General features: G+C 68.3%; 21 protein-coding genes and 1 tRNA gene. 5 read left to right on the top strand and 17 right to left on the bottom strand.

What is annotated here, in order from left to right:
• Positions 1-2: 2 nt before the first annotated feature.
• The 4 genes from Q344_RS0119420 to Q344_RS0119435 form a co-directional block, all read right to left on the bottom strand.
• Entirely contained in the window at positions 3-965 is a 963-nt protein-coding gene (locus Q344_RS0119420; protein ID WP_028288241.1) for an ABC transporter permease, read from the bottom strand.
• Complete coding sequence (locus tag Q344_RS0119425) at positions 962-2464, bottom strand: carnitine 3-dehydrogenase (protein ID WP_028288242.1); 1503 nt, start codon at positions 2462-2464, stop codon at positions 962-964. Before Q344_RS0119425 ends, Q344_RS0119420 begins: the two co-directional genes overlap by 4 nt.
• 68 nt (positions 2465-2532) lie before the next feature.
• Complete coding sequence (locus Q344_RS0119430) at positions 2533-4083, bottom strand: ABC transporter substrate-binding protein (RefSeq protein ID WP_028288243.1); 1551 nt, start codon at positions 4081-4083, stop codon at positions 2533-2535.
• Between the two features lie 53 nt (positions 4084-4136).
• Positions 4137-5030, bottom strand: coding sequence for a beta-keto acid cleavage family enzyme (locus Q344_RS0119435; RefSeq protein ID WP_028288244.1), 894 nt, complete (start codon positions 5028-5030; stop codon positions 4137-4139).
• Positions 5031-5125: 95 nt separating this feature from the next.
• On the opposite strand from Q344_RS0119435, the gene Q344_RS0119440 reads away from it, so the two are divergent.
• Positions 5126-6085: a GlxA family transcriptional regulator gene (locus Q344_RS0119440; protein ID WP_028288245.1), complete on the top strand. Its 960-nt coding sequence runs from the start codon at positions 5126-5128 to the stop codon at positions 6083-6085.
• A 55-nt stretch (positions 6086-6140) separates the two neighbouring features.
• Here the strand turns inward: Q344_RS0119440 and Q344_RS0119445 are convergent, their stop codons facing one another.
• The 7 genes from Q344_RS0119445 to Q344_RS0119475 form a co-directional block, all read right to left on the bottom strand.
• Positions 6141-6908 (bottom strand): L,D-transpeptidase, encoded by a 768-nt coding sequence (locus Q344_RS0119445; protein WP_084178503.1) that lies wholly within the window; start codon positions 6906-6908, stop codon positions 6141-6143.
• Positions 6909-7715: 807 nt separating this feature from the next.
• Complete coding sequence (locus Q344_RS0119450; protein WP_028288247.1) at positions 7716-8555, bottom strand: ferredoxin--NADP reductase; 840 nt, start codon at positions 8553-8555, stop codon at positions 7716-7718.
• A 61-nt stretch (positions 8556-8616) separates the two neighbouring features.
• Entirely contained in the window at positions 8617-9000 is a 384-nt protein-coding gene (locus tag Q344_RS0119455; RefSeq protein ID WP_028288248.1) for a DUF934 domain-containing protein, read from the bottom strand.
• Positions 8997-9758 carry a phosphoadenylyl-sulfate reductase gene (locus Q344_RS0119460; protein WP_051630882.1) on the bottom strand — a complete coding sequence of 254 codons (762 nt, stop codon included), beginning with the start codon at positions 9756-9758 and terminating at the stop codon, positions 8997-8999. The genes Q344_RS0119455 and Q344_RS0119460 overlap by 4 nt, the downstream gene beginning before the upstream one ends.
• Positions 9751-11412, bottom strand: a complete 1662-nt coding sequence (locus Q344_RS0119465) for a nitrite/sulfite reductase (RefSeq protein ID WP_028288250.1) — start codon at positions 11410-11412, stop codon at positions 9751-9753. The genes Q344_RS0119460 and Q344_RS0119465 overlap by 8 nt, the downstream gene beginning before the upstream one ends.
• Before the next feature lie 19 nt (positions 11413-11431).
• Complete coding sequence (locus Q344_RS0119470) at positions 11432-11734, bottom strand: DUF2849 domain-containing protein (protein ID WP_028288251.1); 303 nt, start codon at positions 11732-11734, stop codon at positions 11432-11434.
• A complete protein-coding gene (locus Q344_RS0119475; RefSeq protein ID WP_028288252.1) occupies positions 11734-12738 on the bottom strand; it encodes an NAD(P)-dependent oxidoreductase in 1005 nt (334 codons plus the stop codon). The genes Q344_RS0119470 and Q344_RS0119475 overlap by 1 nt, the downstream gene beginning before the upstream one ends.
• A 145-nt stretch (positions 12739-12883) precedes the next feature.
• Between Q344_RS0119475 and Q344_RS0119480 the strand changes: the two genes are divergently transcribed.
• The gene (locus tag Q344_RS0119480; protein ID WP_028288253.1) at positions 12884-13345 is read left to right on the top strand and encodes an Lrp/AsnC family transcriptional regulator; all 462 of its coding nucleotides are present in this window, start codon (positions 12884-12886) and stop codon (positions 13343-13345) included.
• A gap of 76 nt (positions 13346-13421) precedes the next feature.
• Positions 13422-14663, top strand: a complete 1242-nt coding sequence (locus Q344_RS0119485) for an NAD(P)/FAD-dependent oxidoreductase (RefSeq protein ID WP_028288254.1) — start codon at positions 13422-13424, stop codon at positions 14661-14663.
• A 3-nt stretch (positions 14664-14666) separates the two neighbouring features.
• On the opposite strand, the gene Q344_RS0119490 is transcribed toward Q344_RS0119485, so the two are convergent.
• From Q344_RS0119490 to Q344_RS25255, 5 genes are all read right to left on the bottom strand, one after another.
• Entirely contained in the window at positions 14667-15305 is a 639-nt protein-coding gene (locus Q344_RS0119490; RefSeq protein ID WP_028288255.1) for a helix-turn-helix domain-containing protein, read from the bottom strand.
• 67 nt (positions 15306-15372) lie between these two features.
• On the bottom strand, positions 15373-15921 hold the full coding sequence (locus tag Q344_RS0119495) for a pseudouridine synthase (RefSeq protein ID WP_028288256.1): 549 nt from the start codon (positions 15919-15921) through the stop codon (positions 15373-15375).
• A 55-nt stretch (positions 15922-15976) separates the two neighbouring features.
• Positions 15977-16051: transfer RNA gene (locus Q344_RS0119500), tRNA-Gly, on the bottom strand.
• A 233-nt stretch (positions 16052-16284) separates the two neighbouring features.
• Positions 16285-16749 (bottom strand): response regulator, encoded by a 465-nt coding sequence (locus Q344_RS0119505; RefSeq protein WP_308423373.1) that lies wholly within the window; start codon positions 16747-16749, stop codon positions 16285-16287.
• Positions 16710-20969 (bottom strand): chemotaxis protein CheB, encoded by a 4260-nt coding sequence (locus tag Q344_RS25255; protein WP_084178504.1) that lies wholly within the window; start codon positions 20967-20969, stop codon positions 16710-16712. Before Q344_RS25255 ends, Q344_RS0119505 begins: the two co-directional genes overlap by 40 nt.
• Before the next feature lie 301 nt (positions 20970-21270).
• Here Q344_RS25255 and Q344_RS24510 point away from each other — a divergent pair, with 301 nt between their 5' ends.
• Positions 21271-22716 (top strand): ATPase domain-containing protein, encoded by a 1446-nt coding sequence (locus tag Q344_RS24510; RefSeq protein WP_051630887.1) that lies wholly within the window; start codon positions 21271-21273, stop codon positions 22714-22716.
• Positions 22713-23753 carry a sensor histidine kinase gene (locus tag Q344_RS0119520; RefSeq protein ID WP_028288258.1) on the top strand — a complete coding sequence of 347 codons (1041 nt, stop codon included), beginning with the start codon at positions 22713-22715 and terminating at the stop codon, positions 23751-23753. The genes Q344_RS24510 and Q344_RS0119520 overlap by 4 nt, the downstream gene beginning before the upstream one ends.
• A gap of 169 nt (positions 23754-23922) precedes the next feature.
• Here the strand turns inward: Q344_RS0119520 and Q344_RS0119525 are convergent, their stop codons facing one another.
• The gene (locus Q344_RS0119525) at positions 23923-24699 is read right to left on the bottom strand and encodes an amidohydrolase family protein (RefSeq protein ID WP_028288259.1); all 777 of its coding nucleotides are present in this window, start codon (positions 24697-24699) and stop codon (positions 23923-23925) included.
• Positions 24700-24728: the final 29 nt, after the last annotated feature.

Here is a 24728-nt window from a genome sequence, read left to right on the forward strand (position 1 = left end):
CGTCACTTCCTGTGCATCAGGCGGGGGTTGGTGGCGATGGCCAGCACGTCCGCGCTCAGGTTCAGAAGGATGTAGATGCCCGCGAAGATCAGGCAGCAGGCCTGCACCACGGGGATGTCCCGCTTGGCGACCGAATCGACCATCAGCTGGCCGAGGCCGGGGTAGACGAAGACCACCTCCACGATCACGACGCCGGTCACGAGGTAGGCGAGGTTCAGCGCGACCACGTTGATGATCGGCGCGAGCGCGTTCGGCAGCGCGTGGCGCAGGATCACCCGCGCGGGGCTGGCGCCCTTCAGCCGCGCCATCTCGATATAGGGCTGGGCGAGCAGGTTGATGATCGCCGCGCGTGTCATCCGCATCATGTGCGCGGTGACGACGAGCACCAGCGTCAGCGCGGGCAGGAAGGTGCGGTAGAGCATCGTGCCGAGCGAGGCATCGCTGCCGAAATCGGCGATCGAGGGGAAGAGGCCCCATTTGACCGAGAAGAAGAGCAGCAGGATGTAGGCGACGAAATACTCGGGGAACGAGATCGACGACAGCGTCGCGATGTTCACCGTCCGGTCGAACCAGCTGCCCCGGTAGAGCGCGGCGAGCAGGCCCAGCCCGATCGCCAGCGGCACCGAGATCGCGGCGGCATAGAGCGCGAGGAACAGCGTGTTGGCGAAGCGCCCGGCCAGAAGCTCCGAGATCTCGCGCCCGCTGGCCAGGGAGGTTCCGAAATCGCCGTGCAGCACATCGGTCAGCCAGGCGAGGTAGCGCGTGATCGCGGGCTGGTCGAGGCCGAGCTCGCGGCGGAAGGCCGCGACGGTCTCGGGGGTGGCGGACTGGCCGAGGACCTCTTCTGCGATGTCCCCTGGCAGAAGCTCGATGGCGAGGAAGATGAAGAGCGAGATCGCCAGGAGCGTCACCAGCCCGAGGGCCAGCCGCTTGAGGATCATGAAGGCGAGGGGGTGAAGCGTCATGCCGCCCCCGGATCCGGCCAGCCGATGTCGCGGATCGGGCGCCCGGCGTGGTCGGGGGCCGCCAGCCCGCGCTGGCCGGGCGACAGCGCGGCGAGCCGGTCGGTCAGCGGCGCCGCCATCGGGCTCGCACGGCCGGCCTGCGTGTCGACATGCATCAGCATGTGTTCGGCCGTGGCCTGCAGGGTGCCCGCCTCGTCCAGCATCTCGTGATGGATGCGGATGCGCTTGGCATCGTGGCCGAGGACCGTCGTGCGGATCGTGAGCGCGGTGTTCGCGCTGGTCTCGGCCAGGTGACGGATGTGGCTTTCGACCGTGTAGACCGAGCGGCCCGCGGAGCGATAGGCCGCGTCCATGCCGATATGCCCGAGGAAGGCGTCGGTGGCGTCGCCGAAGACCTGGAGGTAGCGGTATTCGGTCATGTGTCCGTTGTAGTCCAGCCAGTCACCCGACACGCGGCAGCGGTGCAGCGTCAGCGGTGCGGCGTAGTCGGGCGTGGCGGCCCCGGCCCCGGCCTTGGCGCGCTCGAAATAGCGGTCCTCCATCTCGCGCAGCGTCCGGCCCGCGCCCCAGTCGTTGGCCTTCAGCGCCTGGTAGATGCCGATGAGGTTGTCGTCGCGGATGCGCTCCAGCTCGCGGATCGAGTGCATGCCCGATTGCGTGTCGGACTGGTCGCCGATCTTGGTCGCCAGCTCGTCCGTCATCTCGGGCACGTCCATGAGCTTCGTCCAGGGCCAGGCGAGCGCCGGGCCGAACTGTTCGATGAAGTGCTTCATCCCGGCTTCGCCGCCGGCGATCCGGTAGGTCTCGAACAGGCCCATCTGGGCCCAGCGGAGGCCGAAGGAGAAGCGGATGACGTCGTCGATCTCCTGCGTCGTGGCGACGTCGTCATGCACCAGCCAGAGCGCCTCGCGCCAGACGGCCTCCAGCAGGCGGTCCCCGATATGGGCGTCGATCTCCTTGCGGACGCGCAGGGGCATCATGCCGGTCTCGCGCTGGATGTCGGCCGCGCGGGCCAGCGCGGCCTCGTCATTGGCGGGCGAACCCACGAGCTCGACCAGCGGCACGAGGTAGACCGGATTGAACGGGTGCGCCACGAAGATGCGCTCCGGGTGCTGCGCGCCTTCCTGGAGCTCGGACGGCTTGAAGCCCGAGGTGGAAGAGCCGATCAGCGCCTCGGGGCTCGCATGCGCCTCGATCTGGCCGAGGACCCTGTGCTTGAGCGCGAGCTGCTCGGGCACGCTTTCCTGGATGTACTCCGCGCCGTCCAGCGCCGTGGCGAGGTCGTCGTGGAAGCTCAGCTTTCCCTCTGCGCAGAGCGGGGCCTGGATCATCCGGCCATAGGCACGGCGGGCGTTGTCCAGCACCTCACCCACGATGCGCTGCGCCTCGGGGTGGGGGTCGAAGACGGCGACGTCGATGCCGTTCAGCAGGAAGCGGGCGATCCAGCCGCCGCCGATGACACCACCGCCCACGCAGGCGGCTTTCCGGATCCGGGTCATTGAAGCCTCTTGGTCCTTGAGGAATTGGGGGAAGGGGCCCCGCCGCGACCGGCGGGGCCGGGGCGCCGTCAGGCCAGCCACCACCGTTCGACGGCCTTCCAGCCGTCGAGGAAGCGGTTCGAGGCGAGCGCCCCGTGCTTCACCTTCTCGGACTTGCCGTCGATGAAGTTGGCGAACATCGGGATGATCGCCCCGCCGTCGTCGCGGCAGAGCTGCTGCATCTCGCTGTACATCTCGGCGCGCCTTGCGGTGTCCAGCTCGATCCGCGCCTCCTGCAGCAGCGTGTTGAAGCGCGCGTTCTGCCAATGGGTCTCGTTCCAGCTCGAATCCGCGGCGTAGACCATCGAGAACATCCAGTCCTCGGTCGGCCGGCCGTTCCAGTAGCCCTGGCAGAACGGCGCCTTGAGCCAGACGTTCGACCAGTAGCCGTCGGCCGGTTCGTTCTTGATGTTGACCGTGATCCCGGCCCTGGCGGCGCTTTCCTGGAACAGCACCGCCGCGTCGACCGCCCCCGCGAAGGCGCCGTTCGAGGTCGCCAGCGTCACGTCGAGGCTGTCCCGCCCGGCCTGCTTCAGGTGGTATTTCGCCTTGTCCGGATCGTAGGCGCGCTGTTCCAGATCGGCGTTGTGGAAGCGGTAGGCGGGCGCGATCGGGTGGTCGTTGCCGACCGAGCCGTGGCCGCGCAGGATCTTCTCGACCATCTCTTCCCGGTTCATCGCGTATTTCAGCGCCAGCCGGACGTTGACGTCATCATAGGGCGCGGCGTCGCAATGCATCGGGAAGGGGAAATGCGCGGTGCCGGTGACCTCGACCAGGTCGATCCCCGGGCGCCGTTCCAGCAGGTGCACGGTCTTGGTCGGCACGCCGTTGATGATGTCCACCTCGCCCGTCACCAGCGCGTTCTGCCGCGCGGTCGGGTCGTTGATCGTCAGCAGCGTCACCTCGTCGAACCAGGCGCGGTCCGACTTCCAGTAATCCTCGCGCCGTTTCAGGCCGATGCGGACGCCGGGCTCGTGCTCTTCCAGCGTGTAGCCGCCGGTGCCGATGCCCGATTTCCAGTCCATCGTGCCATCCGCCGCGGCGGGCATGATCAGCAGGTGGTAATCGGCGGCCACGAAGGGAAAGTCGGCGTTGCCCGAGCCCAGCTCGAACACCACGACGTTGTCGCCGTCGGCCCGGATGTCGATGACGTCCTTCAGCAGTTCCTTGGCGCCGGACTTCGTGTCGTCGCCCATGTGGTGGCGGAACGAGGCGATCACGTCACCCGCCGTCAGCGGCCGGCCGTTCGAGAACGTCACCTTCCGCAGCTTGAACGTCCAGGTCTTCGCGTCGGCCGAGGGGGTGATCTCTTCCGCCAGTTCGGGTTTCGCCGCGCCGGTCTCGTCGATCTCGACGAGGTTGTTGCAGACGCCGCCGATCATCGCGGTGACCACCGGACCGCCGGTGTAGGTCGCCGGGTCGATCGTGTCCGAGGTCGCGCCGCCGGAATGGCCGATGCGGACATGGCCGCCGCGTTTCGGGGTCTCCTGCGCGAAGGCGCGCGGCGCGAGGCCGAGCGCCAGCGCGCCGGCCGTGGTCCCCTTGAGGAACCCGCGGCGGTCGAGGTTGGAAAGTGCCATTGGTCTTCTCCCTGTCTTGCGGGCCCGAGCGGCCCGTTCCGGTTTCGGCCGGATTACCAGCGTTTCTTGAGGCCCAGCTTCTCGCGCACCTGCGCGGGCGTCATGACCGAGACGTTCATCGCCGAGAGCATCGTCACCGAGCGTTCCACCAGATCGCCGTTCGATGCCGTCACGCCGCGGTCGAGCCAGATGTTGTCCTCGAGCCCGACGCGCACGTTCCCGCCCGCGAGCACGGCCTGCGCGACATAGGGCAGCTGCATCCGGCCGATGGAGAACATCGAGTAGACCCAGCCCTCCGGCATGTTGTTGAGCATCGCGGAGAGCGAATTCATGTCGTACGGCGCGCCGAAGGGGATGCCCATGCAGAGCTGCACGAGGACCGGATCGTCGATCAGCCCCTCGTCGACCAGCGTCTTCGCGAGCCAGAGGTGGCCGAGGTCGAAGATCTCGATCTCGGGCTTCACGCCCGCGGCCTGGATGCGGCGCGCCATCGCGCGGAGCATGCCCGGCGTGTTGGTCATCACGTAATCGGCCTCGGCGAAGTTCATCGTGCCGCAGTCGAGCGTGCAGATCTCGGGCAGCAGTTCCTCGACATGGACGAGGCGCTCGGTCGCGCCGACGAGGTCGGTGCCGTCCGCGTTCAGCGGCAAGGGCGCCTCGGGCGAGCCGAGCACGATGTCGCCGCCCATGCCCGCCGTCAGGTTCAGCACCACGTCGGTGCCGCTGTCGCGCACGCGGGCCACGACCTCGCGGTAGAGGGCGGGATCGCGCGAGGGCATGCCGGTCCCGGGATCGCGGACATGGACATGGGCGACGGCAGCCCCGGCCTTGGCGGCCTCGACACAGGCGTCGGCGATCTGCTGCGGGGTGACCGGAACCTTGTCGCTCTTGTGGTGGCTCAGGCCCGAGCCGGTCACGGCACAGGTGATGAATGCGTCCCAGTTCACGGTTCCGCCTCCGAATCTGATGAATTGTCTCGATGCGGCAAGGCTAGAGCCGAAACCGACTCCTCATTTTGCATGACGCGTCATATTGTTTGCATATGGCGTCAGAAATCCCGCTCCGGATCACCTTCCTGCTGTTCGACGGCTTTTCCAACATGGTGCTGGCCAATGCGGTCGAGCCGCTGCGCGCGGCCTGCAACCTGTCCGGCCGCGGCTTGTTCCGCTGGCGCATCGCCACGCTGGACGGTGCCTCGGTGCGCAGCTCCTCTGGCCTCGTCCTGAAGGCGGAAACCCCGGCCGCGGCGGCCGGGGCTGCCGACATGCTGGTGCTGGTCGCGGGCTACGGCGCGCGCGAACAGGCGGCCGATCCGCAGGTCCGGCGGCTGGTCCGTGCCGCCGCGCGGCGCGCGGTGAGCGTGGTCGGGCTGGACATGGGGGCCTGGATCCTCGCCGCCGCGGGTCTGATGAACGGGCGGCGCGCGACGGTGCACTGGCAGGAGCTCGACGCCTTCGCGGAGGAATTCCTCGAGGTGGAGGCGGTGGCGCGGAGCCACGTGATCGACCGCGACCGGATGAGCGCGGGCAGCGCGACCTCGGCCATGTCGCTGATCCTCGAGGTCATCCGCGGCGCGGCCGGCGACGCGCTGGCCTATGACGTGAGCACGCTCTTCGTCTACGATTCGGCCGAGGCGCGCCGTGCCGAGAGCGGGGCGCTGTCGCCGCTGCTCGGCCGGGCCGTGCGCGAGATGCTGAAGCATATCGAGGAGCCCCTGCCGCTGGGCGCCATCGCCGAGCGGGCGGGCGTCGCGCCGCGGACGCTCGACCGGATGTTTTCCCGCGAGCTGGGGGTGAGCGCGGGCAGCTACTATCGCTCGCTCCGGCTCGGGCAGGCGCAGACGCTCGCGGCCGAGACCAGCCTGCCGGTGCATGCGATCGCGGCCCGGACGGGGTTCTCTTCCGCCGCGACGCTGTCGCGCGCCTTCCGCGGGCAGTTCGGCCTGACCCTGACCGCCTCCCGCCGGCGGGCGCGGGCGGCGGCGCGGCGGCAGCCGGCATGAAAAAGGCCCGGCGCCTGGGGCGCCGGGCCGTGTCGGGCCGGGACGACCGGGCCTTTTACTGGGCCTTTCGGAGCTTCTGTTCCTCGACCGCGGCATAGATCACGTCGGGATCGACGATGGTCGGCGGCAGCTCGACCCCGCGGTTCACGTATTGCGGATCCTCGAGTGCGACCGATTCGTCATAGGTCCGGACCACCACCCGCGTGCCCATGGGCGCCCGGTTGTAGAGGTCGATGATGTCCTGGTTGAAGAGCCGGATGCAGCCCGCGGTGCTGGAATTGCCGATCGACGCCATGTCGTTGGTGCCGTGGATCCGGAACCGCGTGTCGCGCCCGTTGCGGTAGAGATAGAGCGCGCGGGCGCCGAGCGGGCTGGCCACGCCGCCCGGGATGCCGCCGCGGAACGGGCCGTAGACCTCGGGTTCGGTGCGCAGCATGTTGGCGGTCGGCGTCCAGCCGGGCCATTCGACCTTGCGCTGGATCGTCGCGCTGCCCGAGAAGCCCCGCCCCTCGCGGCCGACGGCGATGGGATAGCGGGTCGCCTGGCCCGGGCCCTCCACGAAATACAGGAACTTGGCATAGGGATCGACCACGATGGTGCCGGGCTCTTCCGGACCGTTGTAGGCGACCTGCGTCATGCGGTTGGGCTCGACCAGATACTGCGGATCGACCGCCGGAAGGGTGATGTCCCCGTCCTCCATCGCGGCGTAGTGGCCGCCCGGTTCGACGGCTTCCATCGCGCCCTGGTAGGGGCCCGGGGCGCAACCGGCGATCGTGCCGATGGCACAGCAGAGGAAAAGGGCGCGGAGGGGGGAGGGGATCATTGGCAGCATCCGAGTGTTTGGTGGGTCAAGCTTGGCCGTCGGCCGGCGGTCTGGCGCGTTATGGTGGAGCCGCGCCGTCTCCTTTCCAGAATAATCAAGTATCGGAGAGATGTTGCCGCGTTTTCCTGCAGCGGATCAAGGGGCAGAAGGTGCGGGGGCGGGCGAGTGCGGCCCAAGCGTGACATTTGCCCGTCACATCCGGGATCCCGGCGGAAGACCGCCGACGGCCGGAGTGCCGCGCCGGTCCCGTGGCCGTGTTGCGCCGGGCTGTGCCCGTCGCGCGGGGGGCGCGGGCTCCGGCCATCGAGGCCGAAGCCCGCGCGCGGGGGCTGTCTGCCCCCTCCGCCCGTCGGCAGGCCGCCGGGCGCCCCCGAGGATACGGGACCAGAGGAAGGGGGCGGGTGCGGGAGGCTTGTCGGAGGGGGCGGTGGGAGCCGTGCAGATCACGGGTGGAGCGCCGCTCGGCAGCGGGTGCGGTTGTGGACGTGCGCCAAGGGGGAGGTGGTCCCGGGCGTCGTGTGTTCGGGGCTGCGAGAGCCGCTTGAGGCCTGCCTGGACGCCGGTCGCCCCTGCGCGCGGCGCCTTCGGCCCTGAGAACATCCTGTGGAGGCTGTACGAGACGGGCCTTGGCCGGCGCGCCGCGCGCTCGGCCCTGAGAACATCCGGTGGAGGTTTTGCGGCCTTAGCCGGCGCTCCGCGCGTTCGCGGCTGAAAGCCTCCACTGGAGGCTTTCCGGGACGCCGCTCGCCCCTGCGCTTCGCGCGTTCGCGGCTGAAAGCCTCCACTGGAGGCTTTCCGGGACGCCGCTCACCCCACGAACGCCTTTTCCACGACGTATTCCTTGGGGTCCGAATTCGCCCCCTCGCGAAGACCGTGGCTCTCCAGTATCTCCTTGATGTCGAGGTTCAGGCCCATCGAGCCGCAGACCATGGCGCGGTCGGTCTCGGGGCCGAAATCCTCGATCCCGAGGTCGCGGAACACCGTGCCGTCGCGCAGCAGGTCGGTGATCCGGCCCATGCGGGGGCTCTCCTCGCGGGTCGTGGTCGGGTAGTAGACCAGCTTGTCGAGCCCGTCGCCGATCAGCTCGCGCAGCATCTCGTCCGACCTGACCGTCTCGACCAGCTGGCGGCCGTATTCGAGATCCTTCACCTCGCGGCAGGTGTGGGTGAGGATGATCTTGTCGTAATCCTCGTAGGTCTGGGGATCGCGGATCAGCGAGGCGAAGGGCGCGATGCCGGTGCCGGTCGCGAAGAACCAGAGCCGCCTGCCGGGCAGCAGCGCGTCGTGGACCAGCGTGCCGACGGGCTTCGGCCGCAGGATGATCTGGTCGCCCGGCCTGATGTGCTGAAGGCGGGAGGTCAGCGGGCCGTCCTGCACCTTGATCGAGTAGAACTCGAGTTCCTCGTCCCAGGAGGGCGAGGCGATGGAATAGGCGCGCAGCAGCGGTTTCTGCTTGCCGGTCTTCGGGTCCGGGTCGCCCATCAGGCCGATCATCACGAACTCGCCCGAGCGGAACCGCAGCGAGGCGGGACGCGTGACGCGGAACGAGAACAGCCGGTCGGTCCAGTGCGTCACCTCGGTGACGGTCTGGGCGTCGGGCAGCGTGGGCGTCTTCGGGATGTCGGTGCGGGTGTCTACCATCGTCATGTCATCATCTGGGCCGGGTCACGGCCCCCTCTAAAGTCTCGGTCCGGTCTTGGGAAGGGTCTCAGGCCCCACGAAGGCGCGACTGATAGTCGTGGGCCTGCCAGTCGGCGCGGAATTTCCACTGGTCCTCGGGCTGGCGGGCGGCAAGCTCGTCGCTGATCTCGACCTCGTCGAAGCCCGAGCGCCGGGCCATCGCGTACTGGTCCGCGATGACATGGCCCTTGGCGCGCAGGCGGCCGGAATAGCCCAGGACGCGGAGGCGGCGCGCGATGGTGAAGCCGCGCCCGTCCGAGAAGGAGGGGAAGTTCACCCGGATCATCGCCGGCGCGGGATCCAGCACCACCTCGGCCGGATCCGCGTCCGAGGCGAGGTCGAGCACCGCCTCGTTCGCGCCCTCGGGCCAGTCGTCCGCGGCGAAGCCGCTGTCGGTCACGATCACGCTCATGCGTCCACTCCTGTGCGCACGACCTTCCCATCGACGATGTGAATGCCGCATTCGTTCTTGTCCTGCCCACGCCAGCGTCCGGCGCGCGGATCCTCGCCGGGCCCGACCGGCGAGGTGCAGGGCGCGCAGCCGATCGACGGATAGCCCTGCGCCACCAGCGGATGCCGGGGCAGGCGGTTCTCGTCCATGTAGGCGCGGATGTCCTCGGGCGCCCAGTGCGCCAGCGGGTTGACCTTGATCCGGTCCGGCCCGTCCGCCTCGAAGAACTCGAGCGCCTGGCGGGTCGAGCCCTGGTAGCGTTTCCGCCCGGTGATCCAGCCGTCGTATTCCGAGAGCACCCGCTGCAGGGGCCGCGTCTTGCGCAGGTCGCAGCAGGCGTCGGTGTCGCGCTGGTGGAGCGTGCCGTCCGCATCCCCGGCCGCCAGCGCCTCGTCGGCGGCGCGGATGATCCGCACGTTCTGCAGGCCGAGCCGTTCCGAGAGCTCGGACTGGTAGACCAGCGTCTCGGGGAAGAGCATCCGGGTGTCGATGAAGACGACCGGCGTGCGGTTGTCGATCACCGAGACGAGGTGCAGCAGCACGACGCTTTCGGCCCCGAAGGACGAGACCAGCGCGAGCCTGCCCGCCTGCGGGTCCTTCAGCGCCCCGGTCAGCACGGCGGTCGCGCCGTGGTGGCGGTAGCGATCGTTGAGCGCGGCGATCCGGGCCGCCTGCGCCTCGGGCGGCTCGCCCGCGAAATCGAGGGCTGCTTCAGGCATCGACCGTTTCCTTGGGATAGAGCGCCGCCTTGAAGGGATCGGCGCCGAGACGGCGGAAGGTTTCGAGGAAGGTCTCCTGCGGCCCCTCGCGCGTGTCGAGATAGGCGCGGACGATCCGCTCGATGGCGTCGGTCACCTCGTCATAGGCAAAGCCCGGCCCCATCCGCTCGCCGATGGCGGCGTCCTCGGTGGCGTCGCCGCCGATGGTGATCTGGTAGTTCTCGACGCCGGCGCGGTCGAGGCCGAGGATCCCGATATGGCCGACGTGGTGGTGGCCGCAGGCGTTGATGCAGCCCGAGATCTTCAGCTTGAGCGGGCCGATGTCATGCTCGAGCTTCAGCTCGGCGAAGCGCTCGGCGATCTCCTGCGCGACGGGGATCGAGCGCGCCGTCGCCAGCGCGCAGTAATCCATGCCGGGGCAGGCGATGATGTCCGAGATCAGCCCGATGTTCGCGGTGGCGAGATCGGCGGCCTTGAGCCGGGCATAGAGCGCGGGCAGGTCCGAGCGGTGGACATGCGGCAGGATCACGTTCTGCTCGTGGCTGATGCGGAGCTCGTCGTGACCGTAGGCCTGCGCGAGGTCGGCCATCACGCGCATCTGGTCGCCGGTCGCGTCGCCCGGGGTCGCGCCGTGCTTCTTCAGCGAGATGGAGACGATGGCATAGCCCTCGGCCTTGTGCGGGTGCAGGTTGGTGTCGCACCACGACCGGAAGAGCGGGTTCTTCGCGTAGGTCTCGTCATAGGCGTCGGTCGGCGCCTCGCGGAAGGCGGGCGGGGCGAACTGGGCCTCGATAGTGGCAAGCATCTCCTGGTCGACCCCGGTGAAGCGCGGCTTCAGCTCGGCGAAGCGCGCCTCGACCTTCTCGCGGATCGTGTCGATGCCGTTCTCGTGCACGGTGATCTTGATCCGCGCCTTGTACTTGTTGTCCCGGCGGCCGAGCACGTTGTAGGTGCTGACGATGGCCTCGAGATAGGGCAGCAGGTCCTCCGCCGCGACGAAGTCGTTGATGACCTTGCCGATCATCGGCGTCCGGCCGAGGCCGCCGCCGACGAGGACCTCGTAGCCGGTCTGGCCATCGCGCTCGACCACGCGGATGCCGATGTCATGCGCCTTGATGACGGCGCGGTCATGCGGGGAGCCGGTGACGGCGATCTTGAACTTCCGGGGCAGGAACTGGAATTCCGGATGGTCGGTGGACCACTGGCGGAGCAATTCCGCCACGGGCCGCGGATCGGCGATCTCGTCCCTGGCCGCACCCGCGAAATGGTCGGCGGTGACGTTCCGGATCGTGTTGCCCGAGGTCTGGATGGCGTGCATCCCGACCTCGGCCAGCGCGTCCAGCATGTCGGGCACGTCCTTCAGCTTCGGCCAGTTGTACTGGATGTTCTGCCGGGTGGTGAAATGGCCGTAGCCCCGGTCCCACCGGTCCGCGATCATCGCGAGCTGGCGCATCTGGCCGGAGTTGAGCGTGCCATAGGGGATGGCGACCCGGAGCATGTAGGCATGCAGCTGCAGGTAGAGGCCGTTCATCAGCCGGAGCGGCTTGAACTCGTCCTCGGTCAGCGAGCCGTCGATGCGGCGCTCGACCTGGGCCCGGAACTGCGCGTTGCGGGCGGCGAGGAAATCGCGGTCGAATTCGGTATACTGGTACATGCTTGCTCCGGGGGCGCGGTCAGGCGCGCTCTTCCTGCTTGCCGTGGAAATAGTTGGAGGGTCCGGTGCGCCGGAAATCCTCGCGGAAGTGGGTCGGCTCGGGGCCGTCGGGGCCGGGCTTCATCTCGGCGAGATAGGCGCCCACGACCTCGGACACGCGGCGCTCGGCCTCGATCAGGCGCAGGTCGGCATGGGCCTCGTCGGTCAGAAGCTCGGCTTCCTTCAGGTCGCGGGTCCAGCGGTCGTCGCGGGTCAGGTAGACGACGTCGCCTTCGAGCAGCGCGTTGGCGGTGATGACCTTGGGAGTGAAGGCACGGGGCATCAGGCAGTTTCCTTGAGTGCAGGAGCATGTGCGGGGCCGGGGAGGCCCGGGATCTCGGTGACGGTGATATCCCCCGCGCGACAGCCCTCGGCGAGGGCGGCGGGCAGGGGGGAGGCCGAGATGTAGAGCACATGCGCACCCCGGGAAGCCTGCCCGGTCAGGAGCTTCGGCATCGGCGGCACGTCGGTCGGCCGCTCCAGCGCGATGAAGCGCGCCTCGCGGCGGGCCAGTTCCAGCACCGCCGGAGAGACACCGGCGTCATGGACCACCACGTCCGCCAGATCGAGCGCCTTGCGGGCCTTCAGCGTCATCAGGTCCGGATCGTCCGAGCCGGTCCAGGTCAGGGTGATCCGGCCCGCGGGCGTCTCGGTCTTCAGGTGCCGGTCCAGCAGAAGCGTCAGCGCCGGGTCGAGCGCGACCTCGCCGCCCGCGTCATAGGCCTCGGGGCCGGCGCGGTCGAAATACTCGGTCCAGAAGGCACGGCGGGGGCGGCCGTGGGGGAGCGCCATGGCCGCCTTCCGGAAACCCTGCGCGGCCCGCGTGAGCAGACCGAGCGAGGCGGGAAGCCGTGCCTCGAGATCGGCCTTGATGGACCGCGCGAGCATCGGCGCCGCGCCTTCTGTTCCGATCGCGATGCAGACCGGATCCCGGTCCACCATCGCGGGTGTGATGAACGCGCTGTCGTCGAGGTTGTCGACGATGTTCACGAGCACGCCGGCGGCCTCTGCGAGCGCCGCGATCTCGGCGTCGCGCACGGGCTCTTCGTCGGCGGCATAGACCAGCCGAGCGCCTGTCACGTCAGCCGCCACGAGCGGGCGGCGCAGGAGCGCGAGTCGCCCGTCGCGGGCCCAGCTTTCGAGCTCGGGCGCGGGGTCCTCGGCATAGACCTCGATCCGCGCGGTGGTCTTCATCAGAAGGCGCAGCTTGGCCAGTGCCGCCTCGCCGCCGCCGGACAGGAGGATGCGGGCGCTGTCGGTGTTCACGAAGATCGGGAAGTGCCGCATTCGGGCTGCCCCTCGGGTGGTTTGACTTGCCCTTCAATCTAGGAAATATTCCCGGTTTGACGCCAGTGGGGCGGGGAAATAAGAACACGGTTCCGGAGAGGGCGCCCGCTTGGGCCAGTGTCCCGGGGAAATGGAGTGGGGCGAAATGTCCGTCCGTTTGGATGAAACAGACCGGAAAATCCTTTCGCAGTTGCAGCAGGACGCGAGCCAGTCGCTCGACGAGATCGCCCGCAAGGTGGGGTCCTCGAAGACCCCGGTCTGGAACCGGATCCGCAAGCTGCGCGATGCGGGCGTGATCGGCGCGCAGACGGTGATCCTCGATCCCGAGGCGCTCGGGTTCGAGGCCTGCTTCTTCGTGCTGATCCGGACGGCCGAGCACGATGCGGAGTGGCAGAAGCTCTTCCTCGACGTGCTGAAGAAGCGCCCCGAGGTGCAGGAGGCGCACCGGCTTGCGGGCGAGATCGACTATATCCTCAAGGTCCGGGTGAAGAACGCGCGGGCCTATGACGCCTTTTACCAGGCGATGATCTCGGAGGTTAAGGTGCACAACGTGACGGCGCTGCTGTCGATGGAAGAGATCAAGTCGACGACGGCGCTGCCGGTGTAAGGGTGGAGTTCGGCCAGTTGGGGCCGAAGCGCGCCGCGCGGGCGCAATTCTGGAACGATGAAGCATGAGGTTCGGGATGACTGACGTCGACCTTGTCGTCGTGGGGGCGGGGATCGTCGGGGTCTCGGCGGCGCTCTGGGCGCGGATGCGCGGGCTCTCGGTCCTGCTGGTGGATGCCGAGGCGCCGGGCGCGGGGACGAGTTCCGGCAACGCCTGCACCATCGCCACCTACGGCTGCCTGCCGATGTGCGACCCTTCGGTGATCTCCGGCCTGCCGGGGCTGCTCTTCGGATCGGACTCGCCGCTCTCGGTGGACTGGAGCCATGCGCTGCGCCACCCGCGCTGGATGCTGTCCTTCCTCGCCAATTGCCGTGCGGCGCCCTCGCGGCGGATTGCGGAGGACCTTGCCGCGCTGCTCTCCCATGCCGATGCGGGGCTCAATCCGCTGATCGCGGAGGCCGGGGCGGAGGATCTGATCGCGGCGCGGGGGCAGCTCACGATCTGGTCCACGGCCGCGGGCGCACGGGCGGCGGAGGCCGACCTGGCCCGCCAGCGCGCGCTCGGGGTCGAGGCGCGCGAGCTGACCCGCGACGAGGCGCAGGCGCTGGAGCCGGGCCTGCGCATCGGCATCGAACGGGCGGTGCATTTCCCCGGTGCGCGGCAGGTGACGGACCCGGAGGCGCTGGTGCGGCGGCTGCACGCGCGTTTCGTCGCGCTGGGCGGTCTCTGGCGGCAGGAGCGGGTGACGGGGGTCCGGACGACGCCGACCCTGGCGGAGGTCGCCCTCGGCGCCGATACGGTCACCGCCGGGCGCGTGGTCATCGCGGCGGGCGCCTTCTCGGGCCGCATCCCCGGCAGCGGTGCCGAGGCGCTCCCGCTGGGCGTGGAGCGCGGCTATCACCTGCTCTTCGCCGGTGAGGGGCACCGGCTGACGCGGCCCGTCGGTTGGAACGAGGCGGGCTTCTATTCGGTCCCCATGGCCCACGGCCTGCGTCTTGCCGGCACGGTCGAGATCGCCGCGCCCGAGGCGCCGGTGAACCACAAGCGCCTGGCCTATATCGCGCGGAAGGGGGCCGAGCTGCTCGGGCCGCTGCCCGAGCCGACCAGCCACTGGCTGGGCTTCCGCCCCTCGATGCCCGATGCGCGGCCGGTGATCGGCCATGCGCCCGGCAGCGACCGGATCATCCATGCCTTCGGGCACCAGCACCTCGGGCTGACGCTGGGCGGGATCACCGGCCGGATCGTGGCGGACATGGCCGAGGGGCGGCAGCCGAACCTGCCCGTCGCCGCCTTCGATCCGGGCCGCCGCTACCGCTGAGGCTCAGGCGCCCTGCGGGTAGGAGATGACCGAGAGGTAGCGGATCGGCAGCGTGCCCAGCACCTCGGGCCCGTGCGCGGCATCGGCGTCGAAAAAGAGCGAATCGCCCGGCTCCATGGTGAAGAGGCTGTCGCCGTGGCGGTACTCCATCCGGCCCTCGAGCATGTAGATCAGCTCGATCCCCTCGTGCTGGAAGGTCGGGAAGACGTCCGAGGTCTCGTTCAGCACGATGAGGTAGGGCTCCACCACCACGCCCGAACTGTTCGCCCCGATATGGCCGAGCAGGTTGTACTGATGCCCGGCGCGGGTGCCCTGCCGTTCGATCTCGACCGCCGTGCCGGCCTTCACATGCATGACGCCGCGGGTCTCCTCGAACCCCGTGAAGAGCGCCGTCAGCGGCACCGAGAGCGCATGGGCCAGCGTCTGCAGGGTGGTCAGCGAGGGCGAGGTCACCCCGTTCTCGATCTTCGACAGCATGCCCACCGACAGCCCCGTCGCCCCGGCGAGGTCGGCCACCGTCATGCGCTGGCGTTTCCGCTGGGTGCGGACCTCGCGTCCGATGGCGGCTTCGAGGGTCTTCTCGCGGCGTTCGCGCAGGCGGTGCGGGTTCTGGGAGAGGGGTGTCTTCGCGGGTGTCTTCATCTCGTCCGCCGTCTGGGCTCGGCCCCGAGTCTGGCCGATCCGCCGCCCGCTGTCGAGCGCTGGCCGGTCACGCGTCCCGCCACTGGCCGGGACGGAGCCCGCCGAGGTGCCAATGCCCGATCCGCGCCCGGATCAGCCGCAGCGTGGGGTGGCCGACATGCGCGGTCATCCGGCGGACCTGCCGGTTGCGCCCCTCGGAGATGGTGATCTCGAGCCAGCAATCGGGGACGGACTGGCGCACGCGGATCGGCGGGTCGCGGTCCCACAGGGCGGGCGGGCTGTCGATCCGGACCACATGGGCGGGGCGTGTCGGGCCGTCCTTCAGCGTCACCCCCCGGCGGAGCGCCTCGAGCGCCGCGTCCTCGGGCAGGCCCTCCACCTGCACCCAGTAGGTCTTGGGCATCTTGTGCTTCGGGTTGGCAATCCGCGCCTGCAGGCGGCCGTCGTCGGTCAGCACCATCAGCCCTTCGCTGTCCCGGTCGAGCCGCCCGGCGGGATAGACGCCGGCCACCTCGACATGGTCCGAAAGCGTCGCACGCGGGCTGTCGGCACTTCCCTTGTCGGTGAATTGCGAGAGCACGCCGTAGGGCTTGTTGAAAAGAAGGGTCCGGGCCATCTGCGCTGCATACCGGCTGGCGCGGCGAAGGGGAAGCGGGGGGAGGGGGGGGGCGTGGAGCGGGCGGCGGGAATCGAACCCGCTTCATCAGCTTGGAAGGCTGAGGTAATAGCCAGTATACGACGCCCGCTCAGCAGCACTCCACCTAAGGCATGCCCGGGACCCCGTCAAGTATCGCATCCTGTCCCCGGGCCGCCCGAGGCACGTACATGCCCATCTGCCAAACGGGCGCTTGGGGGTGGCACCGCACGAGACCGCGATGCCCGGTATGCGCGGGACTCAGAAAGGCTTGCGCCATGCCGTGGACGTCGGCGACGCGCAGGGGCGGACAGGGCCGGTCGTGCGAATTGGCGCGAGCCTGTCCTATCCTGCGGTCGTTGACCGTGGCACCAGTTGGGAAAGAACCTCGCGCAGCTCGCGCTCGTTCACCGGTTTCCTCAGGAAAGGTGCCTTGAGTGCGGTGGCACCGTCATCCAGACGCGACGGATCGTAGCCCGTCAGAAAGGCAAAGGGGATGCCGCTTTCGGCAAGCTCCATCGCAATCGGAATGCTCGTCTCGCCATCGCCCAGATTGACATCGAGGATCGCGACATCGGGCCGCTGGGCCTCGACGGCGCTCAGCGCCGAGGCCACGGTTCTCACCGGTCCCGTGGCGCTGCAGCCCCATTCCTCCAGCAGCATGACAAGGTCCATGCCGATCAGCATCTCGTCCTCCACGACGAGAACCTTCGGCGCTCCCTTCTGCTCTTCTTCTGGCGACAGAGACGTCGACACTCGCTCAGTTTGCCTCACGCGTTTGCCTGCTTCTCGGAGCGCTCGATGACGCACCGCAGTCCGGTTTCCTCGTAGACAACATCGATCGAGGCATCGAGTTCCTGTTGCAGGAGCCGCTGGATCAGGAAGGTCCCGAAGCCTTCGTGCTCCGGGGGCTTCACCTCGGGGCCGCCAATCTCTCGCCACTCTATCCGGGCGAACTCGTCTCCGTCCGTGGTCGCCCTGAGCTCGACCCGGCCGCTATCCGATGCGTAAGCGCCATATTTGGCGGCGTTCGTCGCCAGCTCGTGCAGCGCCAGTCCGATCGAAAGGGAGGTGCTCGGGCTCAGGGCTATCTCGTCCCCGATGTAGGTGAAGCGACCGTTCTGCGGATCGACATATGGCGCGACCTCGGCCTCGACGAGCGACCTCAGCGTCTGGCCTTCCCAGCCGCCGGAGGTGAGCGCGTCATGCGTGCGCGAGATGGCACCGAGCCGGCTGATGAGGCTCTCCGCCATGTGGTCCTTGTCCCGCGCCATGCGGGCCGTGAACCGCGCGACCGACTGCACCGTCGCGAGGATGTTCTTCACGCGGTGCTCGAGCTCGGCAAGCAGGATGTCCTTGCGGCGCTCCGCCTCCACGCGCTCCGTGACATCCACGGCCGAGGGGATGATCTCGGTGACCTGCCCGGTCTTGTCGATGTTCGGGACAAGCTGGAAGTCGATGGTGAGCATCTCTTCGCCGTCCATGCGCACGGGGACGTCGTAGCGCACGCTCTCTCCCTGCCTTGCGCGTTCCAGGGAGGCCTTGAGACGCTCCTGGGATTCGGCGCTGAAGGACCACCACCGGCAATCCCACAGCTTCTTCCCGATGACATCGGCGCGGCGGAGCCCGCCACGGTCCAGCGCAGTGGCGTTGGCCTCCACAACGGTCCCGTCGGGCGTGAGCATGCCGACGAAGCTGCTCAGGCTGTCCTGCAGGGTCTGGAGGCGCTGGCGTTGCTCTGCCTCCCGCTGGGCGGCGAGCTTCTGCTCGGTCACGTCCGCGATCACCCCCACCATGCAGTCAGTGCCGTCTTCGTCCCGATTGACGCTGGCAAAATACTGGATGTGGCGCTCGGTGCCGTCGGCGGGGTGAGCTATCCGCACCACCGTGTCGAGCGCACCCGTCTTCCTGGCCTCCGCGATGTCCTGCGTGAAGCGCTCGACGTCATCCGGGTGCAGAACGCTCTCGCGGAAGTCCGCGAAGCTGAGCGGACCCTCTTCGCGGGAGCGTCCGAAGATCTCGTAGAGGCGGTCATTCTCCCAAAGCGCCTCATCCTCGTCCATGCGCCATTCGAAGACGCCGAGCCCTGCGGCATCGACGGCGATGCCCTGGCGGACGGCGCTCTCTTCGATCCGGCGCTCCAGCTCCCGTTCCTTCGTGACTTCGCGAACGCAGGTGCCGATGGCGACCACGTCCGGACCGTCGAAGACGGGATAGAAGTCGACCAGGAATTCCCGCCTGCGCCCGGGCGCGGAGGGCGTCTCGGTGCGCACGTTGAGGCCATGCGCCGGCTCGCCGGTCTCCATGACCTTCCGCTGGATTTCAGCCACCGAGGCGTGCGCCTCCGGGACCATCTCTTCCTGGAGCTTGCCGATGTGCTCCTCGACCGAGAAGCCGTTCATGGCGGCAAGCTGCTCGTTGATGCGGACATAACGCATGTCCCGATCGATGAGGCTCAGGCCGATCGGGGCCGTGTCGTAGAGCGTCGCGAGTTCCGAATACTGCTCGCGCAGGACGCGCGCATTCTCTTCGAGCTGCCGCTCGTTGCGCTTGCGTCCTGTCACGTCGATGAAGGTGATGACCACGCCGTCGATCCGGTTGTCGATTGTCCGGTATGGCCGCACCCGGGCCTGGAAGGTCTCGTCCGTGGACTCGATGCGAAGCTCGCGCTCGACGGGCTGGAGCGTCTTTCGCACCTTCTCGGCGTCGCCGGAGAGTTCGGGGTAGTCCACCTTGCTGGCGAGATCGTGGATGGAGCGGCCGACATCACGCTCCTGCACGCCGAAGAGCCGGCTGAGTTCGGGCGTGTAGAGCCGCACGCAATCCGACTCGTCGATGAAGAGCGTCGCGATGTCGGTGCTCTCCAGCAGGTTCTTGAGGTCGCTGTTGGCGCGGGTGAGCTGCCGGTTGTTTTCGGAAAGCTCGGCATTGATGGTCTCGAGCTCCTCGTTGATCGACTGGAGCTCCTCGCGGCTCGTCTCCAGTTCCTCGTTGGAGCTCTGGAGTTCCTCGTTCATGCTGAGGAGTTCTTCGTTCGCGCTGCGCAGTTCCTGCTCGGAGGTCTCGAATTCCTTCTCCAGGGAGCTCAGCCGCTTGCGCGTCAGGAGCAACTCCTGCTCGTGCACCTCGCCGCGCCGGCTCACGTCCACGTCGAGGGCCTTGTCCATGTCCCGGGAGCGGACCTCGTTCAGCGAGACAAGCATCAGCTCGCTGTCGGCCCCGAAGGGCGTCACGCCCACGTCGAACAGTCTCGGGGTGTCCCCCACATGCGCGACGACGTTCTTGACCTCGGCATCGAGCCCGCTCTCCCGCGCCTCGTCGAGGGCGGAGTGAACCGGCAACCGCAGATCCGCCGTCAGGTAGTCGTCCAGTGCCGTGCTCGGTGTCCCGCGGGACGGCTTCACGAGGGATGTCATCGCCTCGGACACATAGACCACCTCGTTCTGGCGGTTGATCGTGGCGAAGGGCGCGGCACGGCGCTGTAGGAAGATCTGTTCGGACTGGCTTTCGAGGTCGTCCCTCGATCGCGGCTGCTGCTGCTCGGGTGTGAGTCCGCTGCGCAAGCCCATGGGCCCTTCGCGTCGCCGTCCCGCGGAGAGCGAGGAAAAGGCAGGTGATACACTGTCATCCCGCCGGAAGAGCCGAGCCCCTCGATGCACCGTTCGGAAGAAGCGCTCATTGCGACCCAGCGACTCCGACGGTCCCAGCCAGAGGTAGCTGTTTGGATTGAGAGCGTAGTGGAAGCGCGGCAGCAGGCTCTCCTGACTGTCGGCGTTGAGATAGATCATCACGTTCCGGCAGGAGATGAGATCGAGCTTCGAGAACGGCGGGTCGGACAACAGGTTGTGCGGGGCGAAGACACACATCTCGCGGAGATGGCTGTCGAGCTGCCATATGTCCTCGTCCTGGGTGAAGAAGCGCCCGCGACGTTCTTTCCCCAGCGTCTCGACCGCCGCCTCGGAATAGCGTCCGACCCTTGCGTGCCGGAGCGCATCGAGGTCGATGTCCGTTCCGAAGATCTTCCACGATCTCTTGTCACCCATCTCCTCTGCGAGCTCGGTCACGAGAATGGCGATGGAGTAGGCCTCTTCCCCCGTCGAGCATCCCGGCACCCAGATGCGGAAGCCCGGGCGGTCGCTCTCGAGCAGCGGCTTCAGCACCTGGTCCCGCAGGGTGTCGAAAGCCCCGGGGTCGCGGAAGAACTGCGTGACACCGATGAGAAAGTCCTGCGTCAGCAGCTGACGCTCCTCCGATTTCGACTCGAGTGTCTTGAGATAGCCGTCGAGGGTTCTCTGCCGGAGCAGGGTCATGCGCCGCGCCACGCGCCGGACGAGGGTTCCGGGCTTGTAGCCGGCGAAGGAGTTGCCAGCCTCGTCCTCGATCCGGTCGAGGACTTCGTCGAGCCGCGCTTCGACGGCGTCGAGCAGATTCTCTCGCCCGCCATCATCCTCGATCTGCTCGCGATGGCGCACGATATCGAAGATCCGGCCGGGCATGTCCTGGGCGCGAAGCGCGAAGTCCACCAGCCCCGTCGCGGCCGCACTATCGGGCATGCCCGGGAAACGGGCGCTCTTGCTCTCCTGGACCAGCGCGATGCCCCCGCTGGATTTGATCGCCCGCACCCCCATCGTCCCGTCAGAGCCGGTCCCCGAGAGCACCACCGCGAAGGCCTTGCGCCCCGCCGCCTCGGCCAGCGAGGTGAAGAACCGGTCGATCGGGGTTCGGACACCTTCCTCCCGCTTGTGCTCGATCAGCTTGAAGCGATCCTCCTCGATCTCGAGAAAGGGTCCCGGCGGGATGATGTAGATATGATCGGGCTCGATCGCCCCGCCGTCCTCGATGCGCGAGACCGGAACAGGCGTATGCGCTCTCAGAAGCTTGTCCATGAGCGACGGCTGATCCGGCGCCAGGTGCTGGATCACGACATAGGCGATCCCGCTGTCGTTCGGGATCGCGTGGACGAAGTCCTGGAGGGCTTCGAGGCCTCCGGCAGAGGCTCCGATACCAACCACCGTAGGCAATTCACTCATTTTTCCCCAGCCTCCAATTCCTGACCGCCACCTTGCGAACCGCAGGGTCGGCGAGCAAGGCAAATATGCACCACAGCGGACCTTATCGGTGCGCGCGCACACGCCTGCCGGCCCCCGGTCGGCCGCATCGCGGTTTCCCGGTCAAGGCCGTCGTCCGGATGAAACGGTCGGACGGTCCTCTCGGGCGGTGCGGCGACGTCTTTGCTGGACAGCCGCTGCGCGGACAGTTCTAAGTTGTTTCTTCGGTACGATAAACGGAGGCCTTGCGGAACCGGGTCTCCCGGTAAGGCGGGGACAGGGCTTGGCCAAGAGAATTTCAACGGGGGCCCCCGGGCTCGACAGCATCCTTCAGGGTGGCCTGGAGGAAGGCCATGTCTACCTGGTCGAAGGCGGGCCGGGCACCGGCAAGACCACTCTCGCGCTTCAGTTCCTGCTTGCCGGGGTGGACAGGGACGAAGACTGCTCCTGCCTCTATCTCACCCTGTCGCAGAGCCGCGAGGAACTTCTTGGCATCGCCGAATCTCATGGTCTGGACCTGACGGGCATCGAGATCGTCGAACTGCTGGCCGCCGAGGTGACCGACCTGTCGCACACCCAGACCGTGATCGGCACCGCCGAGGAGGAGCTTGCCGATCTGATCGAGACGATCGGGGCAGAGGTCGAAAAGCACCAGCCCCGGCGCGTCGTCATCGACAGCCTGGCCGAGCTGCGGCTCATCAGCTCGTCGATGCTGCGCTTCCGGCGGGCGATCCTGGGACTGAAGGGCAACCTCGCGAAGGCCAGGACGACGGCGCTTCTGATCGAGGCGTTCGACGGGATGGGCACGGTCGAGAGTTCCGAGCTGACCACCCACGGCACGATCCGGCTGGACTGGACGACCCCGGATTTCGGGGTGACGCACCGGCGCCTTCAGGTCATCAAGATGCGCGGCTCGCCCTTCTTCGAGGGCTTTCACGACATGACCATCGAAACGGGCGGCATCGTGGTGTTCCCCCGTCTGGTGCCGCGCCCCGAACCCCGCGAGGTCGAGCGCTGGGAGCTCAGGACCGGCGACGAGACGCTGGATGATCTCCTCGGCGGCGGGCTTCCCGGCAACAGCACCACGCTCATCACCGGGGACACCGGCGCGGGGAAGTCGATCCTGTCGGCCAAGCTGGCCGACGCGACCGCGAGGCGGGGCATCAAGGCGGGCTTGTTCCTGTTCGAGGAAATGCGCGCGGATGTGCTGGAACGGGCGCGGATCATCGGCCTGGATTTCGATGACCATATCGAGCAGGGCCTTCTGAACCTCGAACATTTCAATCCGACAGAGACCACGCAGGGCCAGATCTTCCGGCGCATCGAGGAGGTCGTCGCGGACGGGGCGCGGCTGATCGTCCTCGACAGCCTGACCGGCTTCGTGCGCACCCTGCGCGCGGGCGGCGAATTGCTGCCGCAGTTCAACGCGTTGCTGAACTCGCTCAAGCAGCTGGGCGTGGCGAGCGTGATGACGCTGAACGAGGGGGCGGAGCATCCGGCCGGACAATCCGAGATCGACTTCAGCTTCCTCACCGACAACGTGATCCGGCTGTCGCAATATCGCCAGGACGGAGCGATCGGTCGGTCGATATGGGTGGGCAAGAAGCGGTATGGGGCGCACTCCCGGAAAATCCGCGCGCTGCATATCGACCCTCCGGGCGTCACGGTCAGGCCGATCGAGGGCGCGTTCCACGTGACCGCCGACAAGACCGACGACGTGCCGACGTGACCGTTCGGACCGGCGCGGTCAGGTCGGAACGGATCGTCGTCCTCGCCCCCTTCGCGCGCGATGCGGCGGTGCTGGACCGGGTTCTGCGGGAGTGGTCGTTCGACGTCGCCTCATGCGCCCTGCTGGACGAGGCACTGCGCGGCGAGAACGGATTGCAGGTCGGTGCTTTCCTGCTGACCGCCGAGGCGATGAAACCCGCGACGCTGGACGCGCTGACGGACCTGCTGGGGCGAGAGCCGCTCTGGTCCACCCCGCCGGTCATCCTGCTGGGCGAGTCGGAGGAGCGGGCCGTCACCTGGGGCCGACAGCTCGTGGCCGCGCGCGACGGGTTGCCGGTGACGGTGCTGATCCGGCCATCCTCCCCCATCGAGATCGCGTCGGCCGTCCAGAGCGCGCTGCTCGCACGGCGGCGGCAATACGACCTGGCCGAGCTGATCGAACGGCACCGCCAGGCGGAAAAGCGGGCGGAGTTCCTGTTCGAGGAGTTGAGCCACCGCCTGAAGAACGTCTTCTCGATGGTGTCGGCGATCGGCGTCATGACGGAGGCGGCGACAGACGGTTCGAAAGCCTTCCGGGAGGCGTTCCGGGCGCGGATGCAGGCGCTGACGCGCGCCTACGACACCTTGCGCGAGGACAACTGGCAGGCGGCGCCGTTGCATCGCGTGGTCAGCGAGACCGTCGGCGGCCTGCTCATGCCGAACGAGCAAGCCGCGCTGAGCGTCGAGGGCCCGGAGGTCCGCCTGGTGAGCAGGCAGGTTTCGGGGCTCGGCCTCGTCCTGCACGAACTGGCGTCGAACGCGCGCAAATACGGCGCCCTGTCGGACCCCGATGGCCGGGTCTCGGTGACGTGGTCACAGGACGCCGATGGCCTGGTCCGGCTGCTCTGGGCCGAGAGTGGCGGACCCCCGGTCGCCGCGCCCGATCACCAAGGCTTCGGCACGACGGTCATCCGGTCGTCGCTGCCGGATGCGGAGGTCGATCTGGCCTACGATCCGCATGGCTTTCGATGCCATCTCACCTTCACGCCCACGGGCTGACGGCCGCGCGTCGCGGAAGGCGCGACCTTCGCTGCGGCTGCGCTGCCGGATCCTGACCCGGGCCGGATGCAATCACTCCCTGCGCCGGCGGCCCGTCGAAACTCTCCGTCAGGACACTGGCCTGCCTGCCTCGCCGCGGTTGGGCCCCCGGGGGCGCCGGGTTCCGGGCTCACCCCGGTGTGGACAGGCCGTAAAGCACCCGCGCCGCGTCCCGGTCGTCGAGGCGGTCGGCCAGCTCCCCGAGGTCGCCGGGATACGAGGCCACGTCTTCGAACCGCGTGTGCGGCCAGTCGCTGCCCCAGACGAAGCGGTCCTCGGGCAGAAGCCAGGTCAGGCGGTCGAGATGCGCGCGGGCGTCCGGAACGCCGCGGTAGGGCGCGCTCAGCTTCACGAAGAACGGATCGCGATCCGTGCAGGCCTCGAGCGCATTCAGCCACGGTTCGGACCGGGGATCGGCCGAGGCCGGCAGGCCCATGTGGTCGATGACGACCGGCACGGGCGAGGGCGCGAGGGAGGGCAGATACGCCTCCCACCGGGGGCTTTCGAGCTGCACCTCGACATGCATGTCGTGCGCCTGCAGGAGGCTCAGGAAACGCCGCACCTGCGGATCCGCCACATCGGGCAGCGCCGCGCCCGAGACGAGGTTCCAGCGCACGCCGCGGACGCCTGCCTCCGCGAGGTCCCGGACCTCTGCCTCCGTGGCGTCGAGCCCGATGCAGGCAATCCCGGCAAAGCGGGACGGGGCGAGGCGCGAGAGCGCCTGCAGAAGCTGGGAATTGTCCGTGCCGAGAAAGCTCACCTGCACGATCACCCCGCCGCGCAGCCCGTGGTCTGTCTGCATCTGCAACCATGTCTCGAGCGGCGCAGGCGCATCCGGCACGTAGCGCGCGCCGGGCACCGGTTCGAGCCGTTCATAGACATGGGCATGACAATCGAAGGCGATCACCGCAAGACCTCTAGTTATCCACTTATATA

The sequence above is a fragment of the Pseudooceanicola nanhaiensis DSM 18065 genome (assembly GCF_000688295.1).
Taxonomy (GTDB): Bacteria; Pseudomonadota; Alphaproteobacteria; order Rhodobacterales; family Rhodobacteraceae; genus Pseudooceanicola; species Pseudooceanicola nanhaiensis.